This window comes from Shimia ponticola, from assembly GCF_007995215.1.
GTDB lineage: Bacteria > Pseudomonadota > Alphaproteobacteria > Rhodobacterales > Rhodobacteraceae > Shimia_B > Shimia_B ponticola.
On record NZ_VCDK01000003.1, the window covers coordinates 994,015 to 1,017,061 of the forward strand.

Annotated in this window: 22 protein-coding genes; 16 read left to right on the forward strand and 6 right to left on the reverse strand. The window is 60.0% G+C overall.

Features of this window, described 5'->3' with window-relative positions:
* Window positions 1-3: 3 nt before the first annotated feature.
* Window positions 4-792 carry an enoyl-ACP reductase FabI gene (locus FE702_RS08265; RefSeq protein WP_147125768.1) on the forward strand — a complete coding sequence of 263 codons (789 nt, stop codon included), beginning with the start codon at window positions 4-6 and terminating at the stop codon, window positions 790-792.
* A gap of 424 nt (window positions 793-1,216) precedes the next feature.
* Here the strand turns inward: FE702_RS08265 and FE702_RS08270 are convergent, their stop codons facing one another.
* Window positions 1,217-1,387: a DUF1328 domain-containing protein gene (locus FE702_RS08270; protein WP_147125769.1), complete on the reverse strand. Its 171-nt coding sequence runs from the start codon at window positions 1,385-1,387 to the stop codon at window positions 1,217-1,219.
* A gap of 190 nt (window positions 1,388-1,577) precedes the next feature.
* On the opposite strand from FE702_RS08270, the gene FE702_RS08275 reads away from it, so the two are divergent.
* The 13 genes from FE702_RS08275 to FE702_RS08335 all read left to right on the forward strand — a co-directional run bounded on the left by FE702_RS08275 (window position 1,578) and on the right by FE702_RS08335 (window position 13,956).
* Window positions 1,578-2,261, forward strand: a complete 684-nt coding sequence (locus FE702_RS08275) for a haloacid dehalogenase type II (protein ID WP_147125770.1) — start codon at window positions 1,578-1,580, stop codon at window positions 2,259-2,261.
* Window positions 2,261-3,079: an alpha/beta fold hydrolase gene (locus tag FE702_RS08280; protein WP_147125771.1), complete on the forward strand. Its 819-nt coding sequence runs from the start codon at window positions 2,261-2,263 to the stop codon at window positions 3,077-3,079. The genes FE702_RS08275 and FE702_RS08280 overlap by 1 nt, the downstream gene beginning before the upstream one ends.
* Window positions 3,076-4,047, forward strand: a complete 972-nt coding sequence (locus FE702_RS08285) for a threonine ammonia-lyase (protein WP_147126171.1) — start codon at window positions 3,076-3,078, stop codon at window positions 4,045-4,047. Before FE702_RS08280 ends, FE702_RS08285 begins: the two co-directional genes overlap by 4 nt.
* 5 nt (window positions 4,048-4,052) lie before the next feature.
* The gene (locus tag FE702_RS08290; protein ID WP_147125772.1) at window positions 4,053-5,243 is read left to right on the forward strand and encodes an endonuclease/exonuclease/phosphatase family protein; all 1,191 of its coding nucleotides are present in this window, start codon (window positions 4,053-4,055) and stop codon (window positions 5,241-5,243) included.
* Between the two features lie 54 nt (window positions 5,244-5,297).
* A complete protein-coding gene (pobA, locus tag FE702_RS08295) occupies window positions 5,298-6,464 on the forward strand; it encodes a 4-hydroxybenzoate 3-monooxygenase (protein WP_147125773.1) in 1,167 nt (388 codons plus the stop codon).
* Window positions 6,461-7,249: a 3-oxoadipate enol-lactonase gene (pcaD, locus tag FE702_RS08300; protein WP_147125774.1), complete on the forward strand. Its 789-nt coding sequence runs from the start codon at window positions 6,461-6,463 to the stop codon at window positions 7,247-7,249. The genes pobA and pcaD overlap by 4 nt, the downstream gene beginning before the upstream one ends.
* Complete coding sequence (gene pcaC, locus FE702_RS08305) at window positions 7,242-7,616, forward strand: 4-carboxymuconolactone decarboxylase (RefSeq protein ID WP_147125775.1); 375 nt, start codon at window positions 7,242-7,244, stop codon at window positions 7,614-7,616. The genes pcaD and pcaC overlap by 8 nt, the downstream gene beginning before the upstream one ends.
* On the forward strand, window positions 7,609-8,325 hold the full coding sequence (pcaH, locus tag FE702_RS08310; RefSeq protein ID WP_147125776.1) for a protocatechuate 3,4-dioxygenase subunit beta: 717 nt from the start codon (window positions 7,609-7,611) through the stop codon (window positions 8,323-8,325). Before pcaC ends, pcaH begins: the two co-directional genes overlap by 8 nt.
* Complete coding sequence (gene pcaG / locus FE702_RS08315; protein ID WP_147125777.1) at window positions 8,325-8,882, forward strand: protocatechuate 3,4-dioxygenase subunit alpha; 558 nt, start codon at window positions 8,325-8,327, stop codon at window positions 8,880-8,882. The genes pcaH and pcaG overlap by 1 nt, the downstream gene beginning before the upstream one ends.
* A complete protein-coding gene (locus FE702_RS08320; RefSeq protein ID WP_147125778.1) occupies window positions 8,883-10,211 on the forward strand; it encodes a lyase family protein in 1,329 nt (442 codons plus the stop codon).
* 49 nt (window positions 10,212-10,260) lie between these two features.
* A complete protein-coding gene (locus FE702_RS08325) occupies window positions 10,261-11,487 on the forward strand; it encodes a TCR/Tet family MFS transporter (RefSeq protein WP_147125779.1) in 1,227 nt (408 codons plus the stop codon).
* 82 nt (window positions 11,488-11,569) lie between these two features.
* The gene (locus tag FE702_RS08330) at window positions 11,570-12,661 is read left to right on the forward strand and encodes a Zn-dependent alcohol dehydrogenase (protein WP_147125780.1); all 1,092 of its coding nucleotides are present in this window, start codon (window positions 11,570-11,572) and stop codon (window positions 12,659-12,661) included.
* A 62-nt stretch (window positions 12,662-12,723) separates the two neighbouring features.
* A complete protein-coding gene (locus FE702_RS08335; protein WP_147125781.1) occupies window positions 12,724-13,956 on the forward strand; it encodes a mandelate racemase/muconate lactonizing enzyme family protein in 1,233 nt (410 codons plus the stop codon).
* Here FE702_RS08335 and FE702_RS08340 read toward each other — a convergent pair.
* From FE702_RS08340 to FE702_RS08360, 5 genes are all read right to left on the reverse strand, one after another.
* A complete protein-coding gene (locus FE702_RS08340) occupies window positions 13,953-14,891 on the reverse strand; it encodes a 2-hydroxyacid dehydrogenase (protein ID WP_147125782.1) in 939 nt (312 codons plus the stop codon). The genes FE702_RS08335 and FE702_RS08340 overlap by 4 nt on opposite strands.
* Window positions 14,884-15,732, reverse strand: a complete 849-nt coding sequence (locus tag FE702_RS08345) for a fumarylacetoacetate hydrolase family protein (RefSeq protein WP_147125783.1) — start codon at window positions 15,730-15,732, stop codon at window positions 14,884-14,886. The genes FE702_RS08340 and FE702_RS08345 overlap by 8 nt, the downstream gene beginning before the upstream one ends.
* 18 nt (window positions 15,733-15,750) lie before the next feature.
* On the reverse strand, window positions 15,751-15,981 hold the full coding sequence (locus FE702_RS08350) for a DUF6552 family protein (protein WP_147125784.1): 231 nt from the start codon (window positions 15,979-15,981) through the stop codon (window positions 15,751-15,753).
* On the reverse strand, window positions 15,968-17,770 hold the full coding sequence (locus tag FE702_RS08355; RefSeq protein ID WP_147125785.1) for an IlvD/Edd family dehydratase: 1,803 nt from the start codon (window positions 17,768-17,770) through the stop codon (window positions 15,968-15,970). The genes FE702_RS08350 and FE702_RS08355 overlap by 14 nt, the downstream gene beginning before the upstream one ends.
* 131 nt (window positions 17,771-17,901) lie before the next feature.
* Entirely contained in the window at window positions 17,902-18,366 is a 465-nt protein-coding gene (locus FE702_RS08360) for an Lrp/AsnC family transcriptional regulator (protein ID WP_147125786.1), read from the reverse strand.
* A 113-nt stretch (window positions 18,367-18,479) separates the two neighbouring features.
* On the opposite strand from FE702_RS08360, the gene putA reads away from it, so the two are divergent.
* Window positions 18,480-21,794, forward strand: coding sequence for a bifunctional proline dehydrogenase/L-glutamate gamma-semialdehyde dehydrogenase PutA (putA, locus tag FE702_RS08365; protein WP_186827030.1), 3,315 nt, complete (start codon window positions 18,480-18,482; stop codon window positions 21,792-21,794).
* Window positions 21,795-21,849: 55 nt separating this feature from the next.
* Window positions 21,850-23,046 (forward strand): 3-oxoadipyl-CoA thiolase, encoded by a 1,197-nt coding sequence (gene pcaF / locus FE702_RS08370; protein ID WP_147125787.1) that lies wholly within the window; start codon window positions 21,850-21,852, stop codon window positions 23,044-23,046.
* The last annotated feature ends 1 nt before the right edge of the window (window position 23,047 follow it).

Below are 23,047 nucleotides of genomic sequence, written 5' to 3' on the forward strand. Positions count from 1 at the left end.
ACCATGGCTGACCTCTTGAAAGGCAAACGCGGCCTCATTACAGGCATCGCAAATAATCGTTCCATTGCCTACGGGATTGCCAAGGCCATGGCCGCCGAGGGGGCCGAGTTGGCCTTTGCGGCGCAAATGGATGTGTTTGGAGCCAAGGTGCAACCACTGGCCGACGAACTTGGCGTCAAGATCGTCACTGATTACTCCGCCACCGACGACGCGGTCTCGAAAGCCTGCTTTGACACGCTGGAAAAGGAATGGGGCAGCCTCGATTTCTGCGTTCACGCGATCGCCTATTCGGACAAGTCCGAACTGACCGGCGCCTTCAGCAACACCACCCGCGAGAACTTCAAGAACTCGCTCGATATCTCGGCCTATTCCCTGATCGACATGGCGCGGAATGCGGCACCGCTCATGACCAATGGCGGGTCGATCATGGCGCTGACTTATCAAGGCTCCAAGAAAGCGACGCCGTGGTACAACGTGATGGGCGTTGCCAAAGCCGCGCTTGAAACAACCGTGCTTTACTTGGCCAACGATCTGGGTCCGCAGGGCATCCGCGTGAATTCGATCTCGCCCGGCCCGATGAAGACCCTGTCAGGCGCGGCAATCGGTGGGGCGCGCAAGACGTTCCGCTTTACCGAAGCCAACAGTCCCTTGCGCAAGAATGCCAGCCTAGAGGCGATTGGCGGGACCGCTGTTTATCTGGCATCGGATTACAGCGACTGCACGACTGGCGAATGCATCATGGTCGATGGCGGCTATCACATTCTGGGAATGCCACAGCCAGACAATCTGTGATCCTGCGCCGTAGCCTGTCGGCACTGGCTTCGGCTGCGCCGACTTTCGCCATTTGCTGCTGTCTTTTGATGGCTCTCGGGCAGTCTGCGACACTACAAACGATGGCCGGAGCGGTCGGTATTACCTGCCTCCTCCAGCCGCTTGTGGCGGCGTATCGGGCGCGGCGGGATCGTCCGTTTGGCTTTGTGCTGGTCGGAGATGGCTGCCTGCTATGTCGAGAAATGCGGCTTTGGCTTGGTTTATTGCCTGTCAGCGCCGTGGTCTTACATCCGGCTTTTGCCCTGCTGTCGGTTGCCTACTTTTGCTGGGCGGCGTTCGACCTTCGGCGTGGAAATGAGCCACACTGGAATCGGGCTACGGGGTTCCAAGTCATGAAAAGGGCGCAACCTCGTGAGAAGCTGCGCCCGAAAGTCAGATCAACAGATCAGGGCTGACGGCCCCGAAGCGCGCGGGATACGCCCGCCACAACGGCCAGAACCAAGAAGACGACAAAGAGAATCTGCGCGATCCCTGCGGATGCGCCAGCGATCCCGCCAAAACCCAAAACAGCGGCAATGATTGCCACAATGAAAAACGTCAGTGCCCAACCGAGCATGTTGATCTCCTTTTCCTATTACTGTGCTTGATGAACCGCCAAAGGCGCTGCGTGGTTCCCGATTTTCTTGAGGCAGCGCTGTCGCCTGCCGCAGACGCCTATCCGCCGAACCGCAGAAAAATGTGCCAGAACTCCGCAGATGGCTTTCCATGCTGACAGGCCCGTGGTTTGCTGCGGTTATGGAGGGCCTATGACTATCACGACCTGCGTATTCGATGCCTATGGCACATTGTTCGACGTCTCAGCCGCAGCGCGAGAAGCCGCACAAGCCCCTGAAAATGCTGCCATCGCCGACACATGGGCGACACTGGCCACCAACTGGCGCAACAAACAGCTTCAATACACATGGCTGCGCGCCATTGCGGGAACGCACATTGATTTCTGGCAGATCACGCAGGACGGTCTTGATTGGGCGATGGAGGCTCAGAACCTGCATGATCCTGCCCTACGTCGTCGGCTGCTTGATCTGTACTGGGAATTGAAAGCCTATCCAGAGGTGCCGCAAATGCTGCGCCAATTAAAACGGATGGGGTTGAGCACGGCGATCCTGTCAAACGGATCGCCCAAAATGCTGGATGCCGCCGTGACCTCAGCCGGGGTGGGCCGAGATCTGGATGCGGTGCTTTCCGTCGAGGAGATCGGCATCTTCAAACCTGCACGCGCGGTCTATGATCTTGTTGGGGATCACTTCCACTGCACGCAAGGTGAGGTTCTGTTCGTCAGCTCCAACGGGTGGGATGCAGCGCATGCGGCGGCTTATGGCTTTGCGACCGTCTGGGTTAATCGCGCAGGCGAACCGATGGACCGTCTGCCCGGCACGCCGCACCGTGTGCTGTCGAATCTCTCGACCATTCCAGACCTGTTGCTGGACTGATGCCGCAGTTTCACGCTGCCGATGGCACGCGCCTTCACTACACAGACGAAGGGACGGGCACGCCCATCCTGTGCCTTGCCGGATTGACGCGCACCGGGCGAGACTTTGACTATGTCGCGCCACACCTTGCGGGCGTTCGCTTGATCCGGATGGATTATCGCGGGCGCGGGCAATCGGATTGGGCCGATCCTGCGACCTACACAATCCCCCAGGAAGGTCAGGATGCGCTTGCACTATTGGACCATCTAGGGCTTGAGCAGGCCGCAATCCTTGGCACGTCGCGCGGTGGGCTTATTGCGATGGGGTTGGCGGCCACGGTCAAGGATCGTCTCTTGGGTGTCGCACTGAACGACATTGGCCCCGTGATTGCGGATGCCGGGCTGGATGCAATCAAAGGCTATCTGGGACGCCGACCAGCCTTCAGAACCTTGGATGAGGCTATCAGCCAACGAGGCGCTGTCATGGCCGGATTTGCCAATGTGCCGGACACCCGATGGGCGCAGGAGGTTATGTTGCACTATCGCGCTGCTCCGGATGGTCTGGATATCACCTATGACCCGAAACTGCGTGACGCGGTTCTGAACGCAGAAGCGCAACCGGTGCCGGACCTGTGGCCATTCTTTGATGCGCTTGAAGGTCTGCCGACAGCGCTCATCCGAGGCGCAAATTCTGACTTGCTGAGTCCTGAGACCGCGGCTGAGATGTTCCGCCGTCGCCCTGACATGATTTTCGCAGACGTGCCAGACCGGGGGCATGTGCCGTTTTTGGATGAACCCGCCGCGCTTGATGCCCTGCGCCAATGGATTGCCCAGCTATGAATATCGAGATGATCACAGCCGCCGCAGAGCGGGCCAAAGGCCACGTTCGGCGCACGCCGCTCCTAACCTCGCCTTTCCTTGATGAGATCGCTGGACGTCGGGTGTTTCTAAAAGCCGAGTGCCTGCAGCACACGGGAGCGTTTAAGTATCGCGGGGCGTGGTCTGCGATATCAGCGCTTGACCCAGAGACGCGCTCACGCGGTGTGATTGCATTTTCTTCGGGAAACCACGCTCAGGCAATCGCTCGCGCCGCCGCGCTGCATGGGACATCTTCGGTGATCGTGATGCCCGCAGATTCTCCGGCAATCAAAATCGCCAATACCCGCGCCCTTGGCGGTGAAGTGGTCCTCTATGACCGAGCGAATGAAAGCCGCGAAGAGATCGGCGCGTCGCTGGCTGAACAAAGAGGCCTGACACTGATCAAACCCTTTGACGAGCCGCAGGTCATTGCCGGTCAGGGCACGTGTGGGCTTGAGATTGCAGAGCAAGCTGCCGAGGCCGGTGTCACGCAAGCACAGGTTTTGGTTTGCTGTGGCGGAGGCGGATTTACCTCTGGCATCGCGCTGGGTCTGGCAGATCGCGCGCCTGATATGCAGGTGCGCCCGGTCGAGCCGGAAGGCTTTGATGACGTGACCCGGTCGCTGGCCACCGGCACGATCAGCCGCAACAATAGGCTGTCTGGTTCGATTTGCGACGCGATTATCACGCCCCAACCGGGCGACATCACCTTCCCCATCATGCAGGCCCATTGCGGACCCGGCGTTGTTGTCAGCGAAGAAGAGTGCCTGCGCGCGATGGCGCATGCGTTTATGCGGCTGAAGGTCGTGCTGGAACCAGGCGGTGCGGCTGCTTTGGCCGGGGCGTTGTTTCATCAAGATGAGATCGAAGGCGATGATGTTATCGTCACAGCGTCAGGCGGCAACGTGGATGCGCCGATGTTCGCCCGCGCTTTGGAAACACTTGAGTAAGACAGATGACCGAGTTCACGATTGCCAGCTTTAACGTCAAAAACCTGATCGGAGCCGAACAGGAATACTATCGGTACGAATCCTACACGCCCGAGGAATATGCTTGGAAAGAAGACTGGCTTGTCACCCAGCTTTTGACGATGGACGCCGATATCGTCTGCTTTCAGGAAATCTTTGAGGAAAGCGCGGTGCGCGCAGTGGTGAATGAGGTCAACGCACGGGGCCTGACCCACAACACCGCCGTGATCCCTCCGCAAAACGCGCGGTATGGCGGACGCAAGATCTTTGAAAAGATCAGGTTTGATCCCTACGAGGGCGACTGCCTGCGCATGGCGACGAACAGCTTTGACGGAGAGCCCGGCAGTCGCCGTCCCGGCTTGGCCGTTCTGTCCCGGCTTGGGTTTGCAGGCGATCCAGAGATCATTCAGGACCTGCCAGAGCCTTTAACTATCCCGTTCACCGATCTGGGCGGTCACGACGGTGGCAGCTATACGATCCGCCGCACATCGCGCCCGATCCTGAAGGTGAAAATCCCGGTCGGTGGACAGGTCATCACAGTGTTCAACTGCCACCTGAAGTCGAAATTGGGTGAGTTTCCATCAACTCCGGACGGCCCGCCGCCCGAGGTTGATTTGCTGAACTATGACCCCGTAGGCCGGGCCATGGGCGCGTTGCGATCGGCGCTTCGCCGGATGGCCGAGGCGTGGGTGTTGCGGCGCGAGGTGGTCAAATCGCTCGCTGCAGGCGAGACGGTCATGGTCCTTGGCGATTTTAACGACAGCGAGCATTCGGTCAGTTCTGAAATCATCCGGGGTGAAGCGCCGTTCAAAAACTACCGATGGCTGCGCCGCCACGACGCCCGCCATCGCAACGACCGCTACAAAGAGCATGAAGATGTTCAGATCCGTGAGGCAATGGAGGCGAACCTGCTGCATTCGGCAGAAAAGCTATTCGTCCGGAAGTCCCTGCGCGACATGGTTTACACCGCGTCGTTCGGTGGGGTCTTTGAAAGCATAGACCAAATCTTCCTCAGCCGCCATTTCCACCCGGATTACGCAAATCGCATCGGCGACATGGCCTATTTCAGTGTGCTCAACGACCACCTGACAGATGGCTCCCATCCCGAGGCACCGCATAACAAGTTGGCCTCAGATCATGGCCAGATCATTGCGCATATGAAGATGCGGCACAGCTAAATTTAATTGACATCGACAACCATCTCGCCACATCGTTCCCATAAGGGAGGCGATATGCGCACACAGGTTGTCATCATTGGTGGCGGGCCGTCTGGCCTGTTGTTGTCGCAACTGTTGCATCGCGACGGCATCGACACGGTGATGCTCGAACGTCAGTCGCGCGAGTATGTGCTGAGCCGCATCCGGGCAGGCGTGCTAGAGAACGGCACGGTCGAGATGCTGCGCCAAGCGGGGGTCGCCGACCGTCTGGACGCAGAGAGCTTTGTTCATTCCGGGACATATCTGTCAGCGCGCAACCAGGGATTTCGAATCGACTTTGACGCGCTGATCGGTCGGTCAGTGACGGTCTATGGTCAAACCGAGGTAACCCGCGATCTCTATGCGGCGCGGGATGCGATGGATGGTAAAATCATTCACGGGGTCGAAGCCGTGACGCTCCACGACCTCAAAACCGAGGCACCCTTCGTCACCTACACCAAAGACGGCACAGAGCACCGGATCGACTGCGACTATGTCGCTGGCTGCGACGGGTTTCACGGCGTGTCGCGCAAGGCGATCCCGGCTTCAATCCTGAAGGAGGTCGAACGCGTGTATCCCTTCGGCTGGCTGGGCGTGTTGTCGGAAACCAAACCCGTCTCCGAAGAACTGATCTATGCCCATCACGAGCGCGGCTTTGCCTTGTGTTCGATGCGCAATGACAGCCTGTCGCGCTACTACATTCAGGCCCCGGTCGATGATCCGATTGAGAAATGGAGCGACGACGCCTTTTGGGACGAGTTGAAACGCCGCATTCCCGAAGACGCCGCCGACCGTCTTGAAACAGGACCCAGCATCGAGAAATCCATCGCGCCGCTTCGGTCATTTGTCGCCGAACCTATGCGATGGGGGCGTCTGTTTCTTGTGGGTGATGCCGCACATATTGTGCCTCCAACGGGTGCCAAGGGCCTGAACCTGGCTGTCTCAGATGTGTACTATCTGTGGTCTGGCCTGCGCGAAGCCTATCAAGGCGACGCTGCCACGCTGGACCAATACTCAGACCGCGCACTCGCACGGGTGTGGAAGGCGATCCGCTTTAGCTGGTGGTTCACAACACTGATGCACCGCTTCCCGGAACAATCCGAATTCGACCGACGTATTCAGGAAGCCGAACTCGATGTGCTAGAAACATCCAAAGCTGCACAAACCGTGCTGGCCGAAAACTATGTGGGGCTGCCCTATTGAACGTCTTTGATACAGGAACCGCGCGGCTGAATTACCGCGTCGATGGCGACCCGTCCGGTGCGCCGATAGTGTTTTCCAATTCGCTCGGCACCGACCTTCGCCTGTGGGACGACGTGCTGCCGCACCTACCGCCGGGCCTACGGATAATCCGCTATGACAAGCGTGGCCATGGCCTGTCGTCGTGCCCCGAGGCACCGTACTCGATGGGTGCACTAGTCAAGGATATCGAGGCGCTGTTGGAGCATCTCGAGGTGCGCGATTGCCTGTTCGTGGGCCTCAGCATCGGCGGCATGATTGCGCAGGGGCTGGCGGCCAAGCGGCTCGACATGATCCGAGCAATGGTTCTGTCGAACACTGGGGCCAAGATCGCCACGCGTGATATCTGGGCCGACCGTATCCACACCATCGAGACCTATGGGATGGAAGCCATCGGCGACGCCACCATGAAGCGTTGGTTTTCGCGCGGGTTCCAGAAAACACCTGAAGTAGAGCCATGGCGCAATATGCTGACCCGCACGCCCGCACAGGGCTACATTGGCTGTGCCCATGCGATTTCGGGAACCGACTTCATCACGCCCACCAGCGGATTACGCCTTCCGACCCTTGGCATTGCAGGTGACGAAGATGATGCGACGCCGGTCGATCTAGTTAAGGAAACGGTGGGCCTCGTCCCCGGGTCGCGTACCGTGATCATGCGGAAGGCTGGGCATCTGCCCTGCGTAGAAGATCCTGTGACCTATGCCCGCCATTTGACCGATTTCATGCGCGAGACCGGCCATGTCTAGGCGCGAAGACGGAATGAAGGTCCGGCGCAGAGTACTGGGCGACGCCCATGTGGACCGGGCTGAGGCCGTAAAAACGGACTTTGACACACCGTTTCAGGACCTGATCACAGAAGGCGCATGGGGAACGGTCTGGGCCTCTGATGCGATTTCGTTGCGAGAGCGGTCGATGCTGACGCTGGCGCTGCTTGCGGCCACCGGAAACTTTGCCGAAATCCCGATGCACATTCGCGCAACAGCCCGCACAGGGGCGACACAAACAGATGTCATGGAGGCGTTCCAGCACGTCGCAATTTACGCAGGCGTGCCGCGCGCTAACCGTGCAATCCAGATTGCCAAGGAAACCTATGCAGAGATGGCAGATGACTGAGCGCTTGATCCCCCGCGACCTGAGCGCCCATCCCCGCGCCTACGCGCCGGATTACAAAACATCCGTTTCGCGGTCGCCCAATCAGCCGCTGTTGTCATTTCCAACAACCCAGACTGAAATCACCGGCCCCACTTTCGGCCACGACATGATCGGCCAACACGACAACAACCTGATCCTGAACTTCACAGGCCAACCCGCCATCGGCGAACGCATCATCGTGCATGGCCGCCTGATGGATGAATACGCCCGCCCACTGCCCGGTTGTTTGATCGAGGTCTGGCAGGCGAACGCCGGCGGTCGCTATCGCCACAAAAAGGACGGCTACCTCGCGCCACTCGACCCAAACTTTGGCGGCTGCGGGCGCACGATCACCGACGCAGACGGACGCTATGAGTTTCTAACCGTCCGTCCCGGCGCGTATCCTTGGCCCAACCGTGCCAATGACTGGCGACCGATGCACATCCATTTTAGCGTGTTTGGCCACAGCTTTGGCCAGCGCCTGATCACGCAGATGTATTTCGAAGGGGATCCGCTCATCGCCCGCTGCCCAATTGTAAAAACCATCGAAGACCAAACCCAGATCGACCGCCTTGTCGCGCCCCTCGATATGACCATGGCGCAGCCACTCGATTGTCTGGCCTACAAATTTGATATCGTGCTGCGTGGGCGCACACAGACCCGGTTTGAAAACCGGCCGGAAGGGATGTGATGGTGCAAAAACTCGACCACCTGCGCGAAACGCCTAGCCAGACGGCGGGGCCTTATGTACACATTGGCTGCACACCCAACTTCGCTGGCATCCAAGGCGTATTCGACGATCTGGGCGCTGATCCGTTTCCCGGCGAAGGTGACCGCATCACCATCACCGGTCGCGTGATTGACGGCTTTGGCACCCCGATCAAGGACCCGATGATTGAGACGTGGCAAGCCGGAGCAGGCGGCACCTACGGCCCTGGGACACGTGGTTGGGCGCGGATCGTGACCGATCCGGAAACCGGAGAATGGTCCCTCAATACGGTGAAACCGGGCGCTGCGGATGGTCAGGCACCGCACATCGCCGTCTGGATTGTCGCGCGGGGAATAAATCTTGGCCTGAACACGCGCATCTATTTCCCAGAGGATGACCACAGCGCCGACCCTTTGCTCTCACGCGTTGAACACCGCCACCGCGCGGAAACGCTCATTGCAAAGGCGACCGGTCCCAGCGCATATGCCATCGACTTTGTTCTGCAGGGCGCAAACGAGACTTTGTTTCTGGATATCTGAATGGCTGCGAGTGTTTTTGATTCCGCGCATTTGCGCGGCCTGTTTGGCGACCCCGAATTGTCACGACTGACAGGCGACAGCGCCGAGATCCGAGCGATGCTAATCGTTGAAGGCGCGCTGGCGAAGGTGCAGGGAAAACTGGGCGTGATCCCCGAACTCAGCGCCGCCGCCATCCATCGCGCGACGTTGGAAATCCAGCTGGACGCCGGTGGCCTTGCGGCGGAAACGGCGCAGAATGGCGTTGTGATCCCAGCCCTTGTCTCGGCGTTTCGCAAGGAAATGCAGGCCCCTGAACACGCGCAATACCTTCATTTTGGCGCGACGTCACAGGACATCATCGACACCGCACAGGCGCTGCGTCTGCGGCAGGTGATCGGCATCTATCGTGCCCGGCTCAGCCAGGTGCTCAGCCATCTTGGCGCGCTGGCAAATGAGCATGCCGACACCCCCATGCCCGCGCGCACTTGGGGCCAGCATGCCACTCCGACAACCTTTGGGGCCATTTGCGCGGCGTGGGGCGACCCATTGCTCGCCCTCTTGGACGATCTTGAACGCGTCGAACACGGCGTTGCCGTTGTGTCGCTGAGCGGCGCGGCAGGCACGGCAGGCGCGCTTGGCCCAAAAGCCGCCGAAACGCGGGCAGCACTTGCCGAGGCGTTGTCCCTGCGTGATCCGGGCCATAGCTGGCACAGTGACCGCTCTGGCATTGCTGCGCTTGGCGCATGGCAGACGCAGGTGACCGCACAGATCGGCAAGATCGGCAGCGACCTGACGGCCCTGACACAAACCGAGCTGGCCGAAATCCACCTTGGTGGCGCGGGGGCCAGTTCCACCATGCCGCAAAAACAGAACCCGGTTCAGCCTGCGGTCCTGGTTGCTCTTGCCGGTCATACGGCAGCCTTGAACACCGCCCTACAAGGCGCGGCGGTTCATCAGCACCAGCGCGACGGGGCCGCATGGATGACGGAATGGCTGAGCCTGCCGCAAATGGTCATCGCCACCGGACGCGCCTTGATCGGCGCGGCGGAGTTGATGGGCACGATCTCACCCCGCGCGGACCGCATGGCCAAGACAATGGACCTGACCCAAGGGTTGATCCATGCCGAGGCGCTGAGTTTTGCACTTTGCGCGGCGATGCCGCGACCAGAGGCGCAGGCAGTATCCAAAGAGCTGTGCCAGCAGGCGATGGCTACGGAAACACACCTGTCAAAGGTCGTTGCTGAGCGATTTCCTGATATGGATATGAGCGCGGTGTTTGACGTGGCCACGCAGCTTGGACAGGCACCGGATGACGCGAAATCCTTTGCGACGCGTGTGAATTCACTTTGAACCGGGCAGTTCAGTTGTTACACGCCTGAGACGTTTGGGCTGAACAAAGATGACAACGACTATTGCCAATCCGCGTTCCGCGCTGACTTTTATCTTCATCACCTTGATGATCGACGCCATGGGCATCGGGCTGATCCTGCCTGTGATGCCCACCCTGATCCGGGAAATCACGGGTGGTGATTTTGGCGACGCGGCCGTCTGGGGCGCGATCATGTCCTCGATCTTTGCGATCATGCAGGTGATCTTTGGGCCGATCGTCGGGTCGTTGTCAGATCGCTACGGGCGGCGGCCTGTCCTTTTGATTTCGCTGGCTGTTGTCTGTGTGGACTTCATCATCATGGGGCTGGCCAACACCATCGGTCTGCTCTTGGTGACGCGGATCGTCGGCGGCATCGCTACCGCCACGCAGGCCACAGCCTCGGCTTTCATTGCCGATATCTCACCCCCTGAAAAGAAAGCCGCCAACTTTGGTCTGGTCGGCGCGGCTTTCGGCATTGGGTTTGTGTTGGGCCCGGTGATCGGGGGGTTGCTTGCCGATTTCGGGCATCGGACGCCGTTCTTTGCCGCGGCTACGCTTGCGGCTGCAAACCTGGTGTTCGGCTTCTTCGTGCTTCCCGAAACCGTCACCGACAAAATCCGGCGTCCCTTTACGCTTGCGCGGGCCAACCCGTTTGGTGCGCTGGCGCAAATCTCCAAGTTGCCGGGGCTTGGACGGCTCTTGTTGATCGTCTTTCTCTATGAATTTGCGTTCATCGTTTATCCGGCGGTTTGGGCCTACTTCACGCCTGAACGCTTTGGTTGGAGCGAGACGATGGTTGGCGCGTCGCTGGGCGGCTTCGGCATTTCCATGGCGATCGTACAAGGCGTGTTAATCCGATGGATCATCCCCCGTTTCGGGGAAAGCAAGACCATCATCTACGGCATGCTCTTCAACGTCGTGATCTTCCTTGTGCTGACCTTCCTTGCCAACGGGACGCTGGCGCTCTTGCTGACGCCGATCAGTGCCTTTGGCGCGGTCGTCACGCCTGCCTTGCAAGGCATGATGAGCCAGCGTGCCGCCGACAACCAGCAAGGCGAATTGCAGGGCGTCATTACCTCGTTCAAGGCAATTGCGATGATCCTGAGCCCCTTGGTGATGTCTGGCCTGTTCTTCCTGTTTACGCGCGACAGCGGAATCTATCTGCCCGGCGCACCGTTCGCGTTGTCCATGGTGCTGGTGATTGCGTGTTTTGTCGTGTTCCTGTGGCCCGAGCGCCGCCGTGACGTCACGACCTGATCCAGACGTGACGTTTTTGGACTAGCGTTTGCCACCCATCCTGCGGTCAGGTCGGACCAAGACCAAACGAGGAGGACCGCGCATGGCCCGTATCAAAGCTGCCGTCGCGCATGCATTCGACGCCCCACTCAGCATCGAAGAGATCGAGATTTCAGAACCTGTTCAAAGGCAAGTCGAGGTCACACTCGGTGCCGTGGCGATCTGCCATTCTGACATCTCCTTTGCGGAAGGCGCTTGGGGCGGCACGCTCCCCGCGATCTATGGGCATGAAGCGGCTGGCACGGTCACGGCAGTGGGCGACGGCGTGTCGAACCTGTCCGTTGGGGACCGGGTGGTTGTCACGTTGATCCGCGCCTGCGGCACCTGCCCAACCTGTGCGAGCGGTCAGCCAACCGTATGCACAACGGCCCCCGACAGCCTGAATGACGGGCCACTGAACACAGCCGACGGCCAACCCATCACGCAGGCCATGAACAGCGGAGCCTTTGCCGAGAAGGTGGTCGTTGATCAAAGCCAGGTGGTGAAAATCGGCGAGAAAATCACCTTTGAAACCGCCTGTCTTTTGGCCTGCGGTGTCATCACGGGTGTGGGCGCGGTGGTCAATGCCGCCGGGTTGCGCCCTGGCCAAGACGTGGTCGTCATCGGGGCTGGTGGTGTCGGGCTAAATGCCATCCAAGGCGCACGCATTGCCGGTGCGCGCCGGATCGTGGCCGTTGATATGAGCGAAGAAAAACTCGCTATCGCAAAGGAATTTGGAGCCACCGACGGTGTTCTGGCCACGGAGAAAAGCCCATGGCGTCACGCCCGCAAGGCGATGGGGCGCAATGCCGATGCGGTGATCGTGACCGTGGGCGCGATCCCGGCCTATGATCAGGCGCCGCGCTACCTTGCCCCCGGCGGCAAGGTCATCATGGTCGGAATGCCCCATACCGGAGCGATGTCGAGCTATGAACCCGTGATCCTTGCCGCGATGGGGCAAGGCATGATCGGATCGAAGATGGGGGATGTGGTGATCCAGCGCGATATCCCTTGGATGGTCGATCTCTATGAACAGGGGCGGCTGAAGCTCGATGAATTGATCTCTGGCCGGTGGACGCTGGATCAAATCAACGAGGCAATTGCCGATACGAAGACTGGGTCAGCCAAGCGCAACGTCATCCTGTTTGACCGCTGATCCGACACGCGGGGGCCAGCCCCCGCCCCCCCCGGAGTTTTTTTGGGAAAGATGAAGAGCGCATGAAGCTTCAAGACCTAGACATCATCGTCACGGCGCCACCTGCTCCGGGCTGGGGCGGGCGATATTGGATCTTGGTCAAGGTCACAACCGATGACGGCATCACGGGCTGGGGCGAGTGTTATGCGTCCTCTATTGGGCCAGAGGCCATGCGCGCTGTCATTCAGGATGTGTTTGAGCGGCACATGCAGGGCGAAAACCCCGCCAATATCGAATTGATGTTCCGTCGCGCCTATTCATCGGGGTTCACGCAGAGGCCCGATCTGACAGTCATGGGCGCGTTCTCGGGGCTGGAGATCGCGTGCTGGGATATTCTGGGCAAGGCGCGCGATGTGCCGGTTTGGGCCCTGCTCGGCGGCAAGATGAATGACCGGGTGCGCGCCTACACCTATCTTTATCCGCAGCCGCAGCATGCGCTGTCGGACTTCTGGACATCGCCGGACATGGCGGCAGAGGCGGCGCTGCACTACGTGGATCAGGGCTATACAGCCGTCAAATTTGATCCGGCAGGTCCCTATACACTGCGCGGCGGACACATGCCCGGGATGCGTGACATCAGCCAGTCGGTTGCATTTTGCAAAGCCATCCGAGACGCGGTGGGCGACCGCGCCGACCTTTTGTTCGGAACGCATGGGCAATTCACCACGGCAGGCGCGATCCGCTTGGGTCAGGCGCTGGAACCCTATAGCCCGCTTTGGTTCGAAGAACCGATCCCGCCGGATGCCGTCGGTGAAATGGCCAAGGTCGCGGGCCAGGTGCGTATTCCTGTGGCCACCGGTGAACGACTGACGACAAAGGCCGAATTCGCCGAGGTGCTGCGCCACGGTGCGGCGACTATCCTTCAACCTGCGCTGGGGCGGGCTGGCGGCATTTGGGAAGCCAAGAAAATCGCCACGCTGGCAGAGGTGCATAACGCGCAGATGGCTCCGCACCTCTATGCCGGACCAATCGAATGGGCGGCGAATATCAACCTCGCGGTGTCGATCCCAAACCTGTTGCTGGCAGAGACGATAGAGACGTCGTTTCATGACGGGTTGATCAAAGGCTCCATTCGGGTTGAGGGCGGTTTCGTGTCCGCACCAACGGCACCGGGCCTTGGTGTCGAGGTGGACGAAGACCTTGCGCGCGCGCATCCATACACAGGCCCAGACCTGCATCTGCAAATGCAGGAAGCGCCCTGTGACTATGAGAATGGGAACAATTTCGAAGGTGGCGCACCAGCGCCACGGGATTAAAGCAGGCCTTTGCACTCCGGCACGGGCGTCAAAACATTGCCTGTGTCCAGAAACCGTTCAAGGTTGTCGACCGTCAGTTTGCCCATCGCGGCGCGCGTTTCATGGGTGGCGCTGCCTGCATGAGGCAAGAGCACGACGTTGGGCATCTCTTTCAAGGCGTCCGGCACACGCGGTTCGTCTTCGAAGACATCCAACCCGGCATAGCCGAGACGACCATCCTGCAACGCCCAGACAAGTTCCGCTTCATCCACCACGGACCCACGCGCGACATTGATCAGCATACCTTTAGGCCCGAGAGCGTCCAGAACCTCGCGCCCGACAAGGTGATGCGTCCCGGCCCCGCCGGGTGTGATGCAGATCAGAACCTCAACGTCGCGCGCCAATTCGAAGAGGTCATCGACATAGCGATAGGGGACGTCTTTTGGCGTGCGGCTATGATATGCAATCTCGGCGTCAAAGACAGAAAGCTTGCGCGCGATCTCTTGCCCGATACGGCCCATGCCCAGGATGCCGATCCTGCGGCCGTCTGCCGTGCGGGTCAGAGGCGCGTCGCCCTCGGTCTGCCAGCGGCCCGCGCGCACATAGGCGTCATCCCCAATCAGGTTGCGAAACAGCGCCAGCATGAGCATGAGCGCCGTCGTGGCGACCTCGGCGTTCAGGACATCGGGCGTGTGGGTGACGACGATGCCGCGTTCCACGCAGGCCGCGGTATCAATCGCATCGTAGCCAACGCCATAAGACGAAACGATCTTCAGGTTGGGACAGGCCGACATCACTTCATCCGGCAGGCCGAGCGCGCCGTTGGTGAGCACATAGGTGACGTCTGGACCAACGGCTGCCAGATCAACCTGCCCATGCCAATGCACATCAAATCGGTCTTCGACGCGCGCCTGCATTTCGGGCGTGATGGAGCCGATGATCAGCAGATCAGGCATCCTGACCAACCTCTTGCCGCTGGGTGCCGAGCCCTGAAATAGACAGCTCCATCACATCGCCTGCCTTCAAATATACCGGATCAGGTTTCATCCCCATGCCGACACCAGGCGGGGTGCCGGTTGAGATCACGTCGCCGGGGTGAAGGGTGCAGAGCTGCGACAGGTGCGAGATGATCTGCGCGACCGAAAAGATCATCTTGGACGTGTTCCCGGTCTGCATCCGCTGACCGTTCAGGTCGAGCGACAGGTCAAGCGTCTGTGGATCTGGGATTTCATCGGCTGTGACCAGCCACGGTCCGGTCGGGCCAAAGGTGTCGCAGCTTTTGCCCTTGGTCCACTGGCCGGTCAGTCCAATCTGAAACTCGCGTTCGCTGACATCGTTCACGATGCAATAGCCCGCCACGTAATCCAGCGCCTCGGCTTCGGTCACGTATTTGCAGGTCTGGCCGATGACGACACCAAGCTCGACCTCCCAATCGGTCTTCACCGACCTACGCGGGATCATCACCGTATCATTCGGGCCGGTGATGGCAGAATTGGCTTTCATGAAAAGGATCGGGTGCTCTGGCTCATCCATCCCGGCCTCAGCGGCATGGTCAGAATAGTTCAGACCGATGCACATCATCTTGCCGATGTTGCCAACGCAGGGACCAAGCCGCGCATCACCGGCAACAACAGGAAGAGACATTGGATCAATTTCGGCCAGCCGTGCCAGCCCGTCCGGCGAGAGCACCGCCCCCCCGATATCCACCACATGGGCAGACAAATCCCGGATGGTGCCATCATCCGCCATCAGGCCGGGTTTCTCCTGCCCCGGCTCACCCCATCGCAACAGCTTCATGCGGTTCTCCCCTATTAGTCAGGCGTTTAGGTAACCCACCATCAAAGACAGGAATGCCCCAACATGCACCACCATGATAGCCTGGTCTTTCCACATGAAACCAACCGCAAACCACAAAACGATGCCGGCGAAAAACGCCCAGATGTTCCACGGGGTCACACCCAGTCCGGTCAAGCCATATCCGAACAGCTGGATAACAGTCGCCACCCATTTGACGATATCGACCGTCTCGAATTTAGTGGCTGTCACGAGGCATGAACTTTCGTGAGATATCGGTGTATTGGTCGGCCCCGCGCAGAGTCATACCGCGGTCGAACTGCTCAACCCGATCTCGGAAGATGTCCTGCCAAGGCGTCTGGCTTTCCGGGGCCTGATAGCCCCCCGCCCGTTCGAATTCGCGCGCGCGTTCGGCCAGTTCATCTGGTGCGACAAGCATATCAGCGGTGCATTTGCCCAGATCGATGCGCACCGTGTCGCCGGTCCGGAGCAAGGCCAATCCACCACCAGCCGCCGCCTCGGGAGACGCGTTCAGGATCGAAGGCGAACCTGACGTGCCCGATTGCCGCCCGTCCCCCACGCATGGCAAAGCGGTTACGCCCTTCTTGATCAAGTAATTTGGCGCGCGCATGTTCACGACCTCGGCGCCTCCGGGATAGCCCAGTGGTCCAGCCCCGCGCATGAACAAGATGCAGGTTTCGTCGATGTTTTCAGCCGGGTCGTCGATCCGGTGGTGAAAATCCTCTGGCCCATCAAAGACCACCGCACGCCCTTCAAAGGCATTCGGGTCGTCTGGGTTTGACAAATAGCGGTCGCGGAATTCGGCGCTGATCACCGAAGTTTTCATGATCGCGCTGTCAAAGAGGTTTCCCTTAAGATTGATGAAGCCCGCGGCTGCAACAAGCGGGTTGTCAGCGGTCCGGATGACATCGTCGTTCAGCGTTTTCCGGGCTGAACAGTTGTCGCCCATGGTTTGACCGTTGGCCGTGATCGCGCCCGGATGGGGAAGCAGGCCCGCCTTGATCAACTCCCCCACCACAGCCGGCACGCCACCAGCCTGTTGGTAGTCTTCGCCGAGGTATTTGCCTGCGGGTTGCAGGTTCACAAGAAGCGGAATGTGGTGACCAAGACGCTGCCAATCGTCATTGTCCAGCGGGACGCCAAGGTGACGAGCAATGCCATTCAAGTGGATCGGCGCATTGGTCGAACCACCGATGGCCGAGTTTATCACGATGGCATTTTCAAACGCCTCACGGGTCATGATGTCGGAGGGGCGCAGGTCCTCCCACACCATTTCAACGACCCGTTTGCCGGTCTCATAGGCGATCTGTCCGCGCTCACGGTACGGCGCTGGAATGGCCGCCGATCCGGGCAGTTGCATGCCCAGCGCCTCGGCGAGCGAGTTCATCGTGGTGGCGGTGCCCATCGTGTTGCAATAACCGACCGATGGGGCCGAGGCCGCGGCGATCTCCATGAACTCATCGCCGTCGATCTCGCCAGCGGCCATCATCTCGCGCGCTTTCCAGATCACGGTGCCGGACCCGGCGCGTTCGCCATTCCACCAGCCGTTCAGCATGGGGCCAACCGACAAGGCAACCGCCGGGATATTCACCGTTGCCGCCGCCATCAGCAATGCAGGCGTGGTCTTGTCACACCCGATGTTCAGGACCACCCCGTCAAGCGGGTAACCAAATAGCGTCTCGACCAGCGACAGGTACGCCAGATTGCGATCCAGCGAGGCCGTCGGGCGTTTGCCGGTTTCCTGAATGGGATGCACCGGAACCTCGATACAGGTGCCGCCGGCCGCGATGATGCCGTCACGCACACGTTTCGACAGTTCGATATGATGGCGGTTGCAAGGGCTCAAATCGCTGCCGGTCTGCGCAATCGCGATGATCGGTTTGCCGGATTGCAGCTCTTCGCGCGTCAGACCGTAGTTCAGATAGCGCTCTAGATAGAGCGCCGTCATCTCAGGGTCTTTTGAGTTCATGAACCAGTTGCGGGACCGCAGGTCCTCAATGCCGATCTTGCGCTTGGTCATAGCCGGGCTCCTGTCTGGGGGTCCCTAACGGGTTAGGACCGTTTGCCTCGACAGGAAAGAGGTGATGGAAGGATTCCGGAGGAAAAATCCAAGATTTGGGACTGAGTTTCAAAATATGGAACAAGTGAGCGCTAGACTGAAAGCGTGCCTTGCTCGACAACCGCCTCCATGGCGACATGGCTGGATGTGGCCATGACGTTGGGCAACGTGGAAATCCGCTCCCCCATCACACGGCGATAGTCCGCGACATCGCGGGACCGAACCTTGAGCAGGTAGTCAAACGCTCCGGCGATCATGTGGCATTCCTCGATTTCGGGAATGTCCTGCACTGCGTCATTGAACTTGCGCAGCGCCGCTTCGCGCGTGTCGGACAGCTTAACCTCGACAAAGGTGATATGGATCAGTCCCAGCTTCACCGGTGACAGGTTCGCCCTGTATCCGGTGATCACGCCCGCCTCTTCCAACGCTTTGACCCGCAATGCGACGGGCGTTTTCGACAGACCGACTCTGCGTGCCAGTTCCGCGATCGAGATTCGGGCATCCGCCACCAGTTCATTCAGGATCTTTCGGTCCTGTGCATCCAGTTGATAGACCATTTGAGGGCCTCTCGGTCAAATTCTCGTTCCATTCGGACTATGATTTCCGCCATCTTTAGACGCAAGGCCCATTCAATCGGGTGTATCATAGGGCATACCTCTTGGAGCTCGCCATGCATATGCCGCTGCACACTCGCTTTACTCATGCCACCAAAACTGCCGATGAAACCACGCTGATCCATAGGCTGATGGACCAAGCCCGACTTACGGTAGATGACCGCTCAAAGATCGCGGCACAGGCGACGCAACTGGTACGGGATATTCGCGGCACCTCACGCCCGACGATGATGGAGCATTTCCTTGCGGAATACGGCCTGTCCACGACCGAAGGTGTGGCCTTGATGTGTTTGGCAGAGGCGATGCTGCGCGTGCCAGACGCCGAGACAATCGATGCCCTGATCGAAGACAAAATCGCCCCATCGGACTGGGGGCGGCATCTGGGCGCTGCATCGTCGCCGATGGTGAATGCGTCGACATGGGCGCTTATGCTGACGGGCCGCGTACTGGATGATGACCAGCCGGGGATCGCGGGCATTCTGCGCGGCGCGATCAAACGGTTGGGCGAACCTGTGATCCGCACAGCTGTGGGTCAGGCGATGAAGCAAATGGGCGCTCAGTTCGTGCTGGGCGAAACGATTGGAAGCGCGCTGAAAGAAGCACGCGGCGAAGAGGCCAAGGGCTACACCTACTCTTACGACATGTTGGGCGAAGCAGCGATGACGGCAGATGACGCCGCGCGCTACGCTACGGCCTACGAGGACGCGATTGCCGCCATTGCCGGTGCCTGCACGCACGGTGATGTACGGGCCAATCCCGGCATTTCGGTCAAACTTTCCGCCCTGCACCCGCGCTATGAAGTGGCACAAAGCGAGCGGGTTATGGAGGAACTGGTTCCTGTCCTGCAGCGCTTGGTGCGGCAAGCCAAAGCTGCTGGCATGGGGCTTAATATTGATGCGGAAGAGCAAGACAGGCTGGTCCTGTCGCTGCAGGTCATTGAAGCGGTTTTGGCGGACCCTGAGCTTGCCGGTTGGGACGGGTTTGGCGTCGTCGTGCAGGCCTATGGCAAACGGGCTGATGCGGTGATCGATTGGCTTGCCGAAACAGCAACACGGCTGGACCGCCGCCTGATGGTTCGTCTTGTCAAAGGGGCGTATTGGGACACTGAAATCAAACATGCCCAAGTCGAAGGCTTGGCAGATTTCCCGGTCTTCACAACGAAATCCGCCACGGATGTCAGCTACATCGCCTGCGCGCGCAAACTCTTGGATCACGCGGATCGTCTTTATCCGCAATTCGCGACACATAACGCGCACACCGTGGCCGCTATCCGGCATATGGCAGGCAATGCAGACTATGAGTTCCAACGGTTGCACGGCATGGGCGAACGTCTGCATGACCTCGGCGTCGCAGAAGGCAAGCGTTGCCGTATCTATGCGCCGGTGGGCGCGCATCGCGATTTGCTGGCCTATCTCGTCCGGCGACTGTTGGAAAACGGGGCAAACTCCAGCTTTGTGAACCAGATCGTCGATACCGATGTGACGCCAGAAGAGATCGCGACCGATCCATTCGAGATCGCGACATCGGCGCAAACCAGCATCGCAGCACCGCACGCTATCTTTCCGGGTCGCGCCAACTCTACCGGGTTTGATCTGACCGACGCAGAAACACTTTCCACCCTTGACGCAACTCGGCCCCGAGATCTGCCCGATGCCGCGCCACTGACCGTGCGGACGGCATCGGGCCCTGTCAGGGCCATCACAAATCCCGCGACCGGCGCGACCTTGGCGAATGTGCAAGAGGCGGACGCGGATACCGTGGCACGTGCGATTGACGATGCGTGTCCATGGAATGCGCCAGTGACGGATAGAGCAGCCGTCCTGAATGCCGCTGCCGATCTTTATGAGGCGAATGCCGGAAGGCTGTTTTCGGCACTGGCGCTTGAAGCAGGGAAGACGCTGAATGATTGCGTAGGAGAATTGCGTGAGGCAGTTGATTTCCTGCGCTACTACGCGTCCGAGGCTGCGGCGCAAAAGGCGGACCCAATCGGTACGGTGACAGCGATTTCGCCATGGAATTTCCCTCTGGCGATCTTCACCGGCCAGATCGCTGCCGCCTTGGCCGCAGGAAACGCGGTGCTCGCCAAACCTGCCGAACAAACACCGCTGGTGGCGGCGATGGCTGTCCAACTGATGCACGGCGCCGGTGTTCCGATTTCAGCGTTGCAGCTTTTGCCTGGCGACGGCGCGACAGTTGGCGCAGCTCTCACCTTTGATCCGCGCGTGGATGGCGTGGTCTTTACAGGATCAACCGACACGGCCCATCTGATCCGCCGATCGATGGCCGACGCGCTGCACCCCGGAGCGCCGTTTATTGCTGAAACCGGCGGGCTGAATGCCATGATCGTTGACTCGACCGCCCTTCCGGAGCAGGCCGTGCGCGATATCGTGGCCTCCGCCTTTCAATCGGCTGGCCAAAGGTGTTCGGCGCTCCGTTGTCTTTATGTACAAAGCGATATCGCCCCGCGCATGATCGACATGATCAAAGGCGCGATGGACGAATTATGCGTGGGCGAGCCGTGGCACCTGTCGACCGATGTCGGCCCGGTGATAGACCCCGAAGCAAAGGCAACCATCGACGCGCATATCGAAAAGGCGCAGTTACAAGAGCGCGTTCTTCATCAGATCACCGCGCCAGAGACGGGTACCTATGTTGCGCCGACGCTGATCAAGGTCGATGACATCAGCGATCTTGACCGCGAAGTCTTTGGCCCGGTCCTTCATGTCGCAACATTCGAGGCCGGTGATCTGGACGCCGTCATCGATGCAATCAACGCGACGGGCTATGGCCTGACCTTCGGTCTGCACACCCGCATCGACACACGGGTACAGCATGTCACCGACCGCATCCGGGCGGGCAACATATACGTCAACCGTAACCAAATTGGCGCGGTCGTCGGCAGCCAGCCCTTTGGCGGGCACGGGCTGTCAGGCACGGGGCCAAAGGCGGGTGGTCCGCTCTACCTGTCCCGCTTTCACAAAGGCGCGATTGCCGCACAGTCGCAGATCGATTTGCCCGGCCCCACAGGAGAGGCCAACACGTATTCCAGCCATCCCCGCGCGCCTGTCGCCTGTCTTGGCCCCGGACGCGAAACAGCCCAGCAACAAGCGCAAGCGGTGCGTGCGGCCGGCGGCGCGGCGGTCCTCTATCCGGATTTGCCTGTCGAGAAACTAACTCAGCTCGCGGGGATTTCCGCCGCAATCGTTTGGACGGATGATGCGCGCCCTTACGCACAGGCTTTGGCAGCCCGCCCCGGTCCGATCCTGCCTTTGATTACAGGCACACCAAGGGCCGCAGATGTGGTGGAGGAACGCCATCTGTGCATCGACACGACAGCCGCCGGTGGCAACGCGGCTCTTCTTGCCGGGTAGCCCCCTTGCACATCGCGCGGCCCCGTGACCACATGGCGCGCAAGGGAGGCACGCCATGGCCGAGGCATTTATCTGTGACTACATCCGCACGCCTATCGGACGCTTCGGCGGTGCTTTGTCTTCGGTGCGCGCGGACGATTTGGGGTCCATCCCGATCAAAGCTCTTATGGAGCGAAACGTCGGCGTGGACTGGGTCTCGGTCGATGAAGTGATCTATGGCTGCGCCAATCAGGCAGGCGAAGACAACCGCAACGTCGCGCGTATGTCGGCTCTTTTGGCGGGGCTTCCTGTCGAGGTCCCCGGCACAACGATGAACCGCCTTTGCGGCAGCGGGATGGATGCCGTCATCGCTGCCGCCCGCGCCATTCGCGCTGGTGAAGCCGACCTCATGATCGCAGGCGGTGTCGAAAGCATGTCTCGCGCGCCTTTCGTTATGCCCAAGGCGACCCAAGCCTTTTCCCGTGCCAATGAAGTCCATGACACCACCATCGGCTGGCGCTTCGTCAACCCGGTGATGAAGGCGCAATATGGCATCGACTCAATGCCTGAGACCGCCGAGAACGTCGCCGAGGAATTTGCGATCTCGCGCGCGGATCAGGATGCCTTTGCCTTTCGCAGCCAATCCCGTGCGGCAACAGCAAAAGACACCCTGTCGCAAGAAATCACTCCGGTCACCATCCCGCAGCGCAAGGGCGATCCAATCGTCGTCGCAACGGACGAACATCCCCGGCTCAGCCCGCTGGAAAAGCTTGCCAGCCTTCCCACGCCATTCCGGGCGAGCGGGTCTGTCACCGCGGGCAATGCATCCGGGGTCAACGACGGTGCCGCCGCGATGATCATCGCTTCAGAAGCCGCCGCCAAGGCCAACGGTCTTACCCCCATTGCACGTATCACAGGCGGGGCCAGTGCCGGTGTTGCCCCTCGGATCATGGGAATTGGACCGGTCCCCGCAACGCGCAAGCTGTGCGCGCGGCTGGCTCTGTCACCAACGGATTTCGACGTGATTGAACTGAACGAGGCCTTTGCCGCCCAGGCACTTGCCGTGTTGCGCGACCTTGGCTTGCCGGATGATGCTGACCACGTGAACCCGCATGGCGGAGCGATTGCTCTGGGCCACCCCTTGGGCATGTCAGGGGCGCGGATCACCGGCACGGCGGCTTTGCAGCTTCAGAGCATGAAAGGCACCCGCGCGCTCGCGACGATGTGTGTCGGCGTCGGCCAAGGCATCGCTGTCGCGCTGGAGCGGGTGTAAC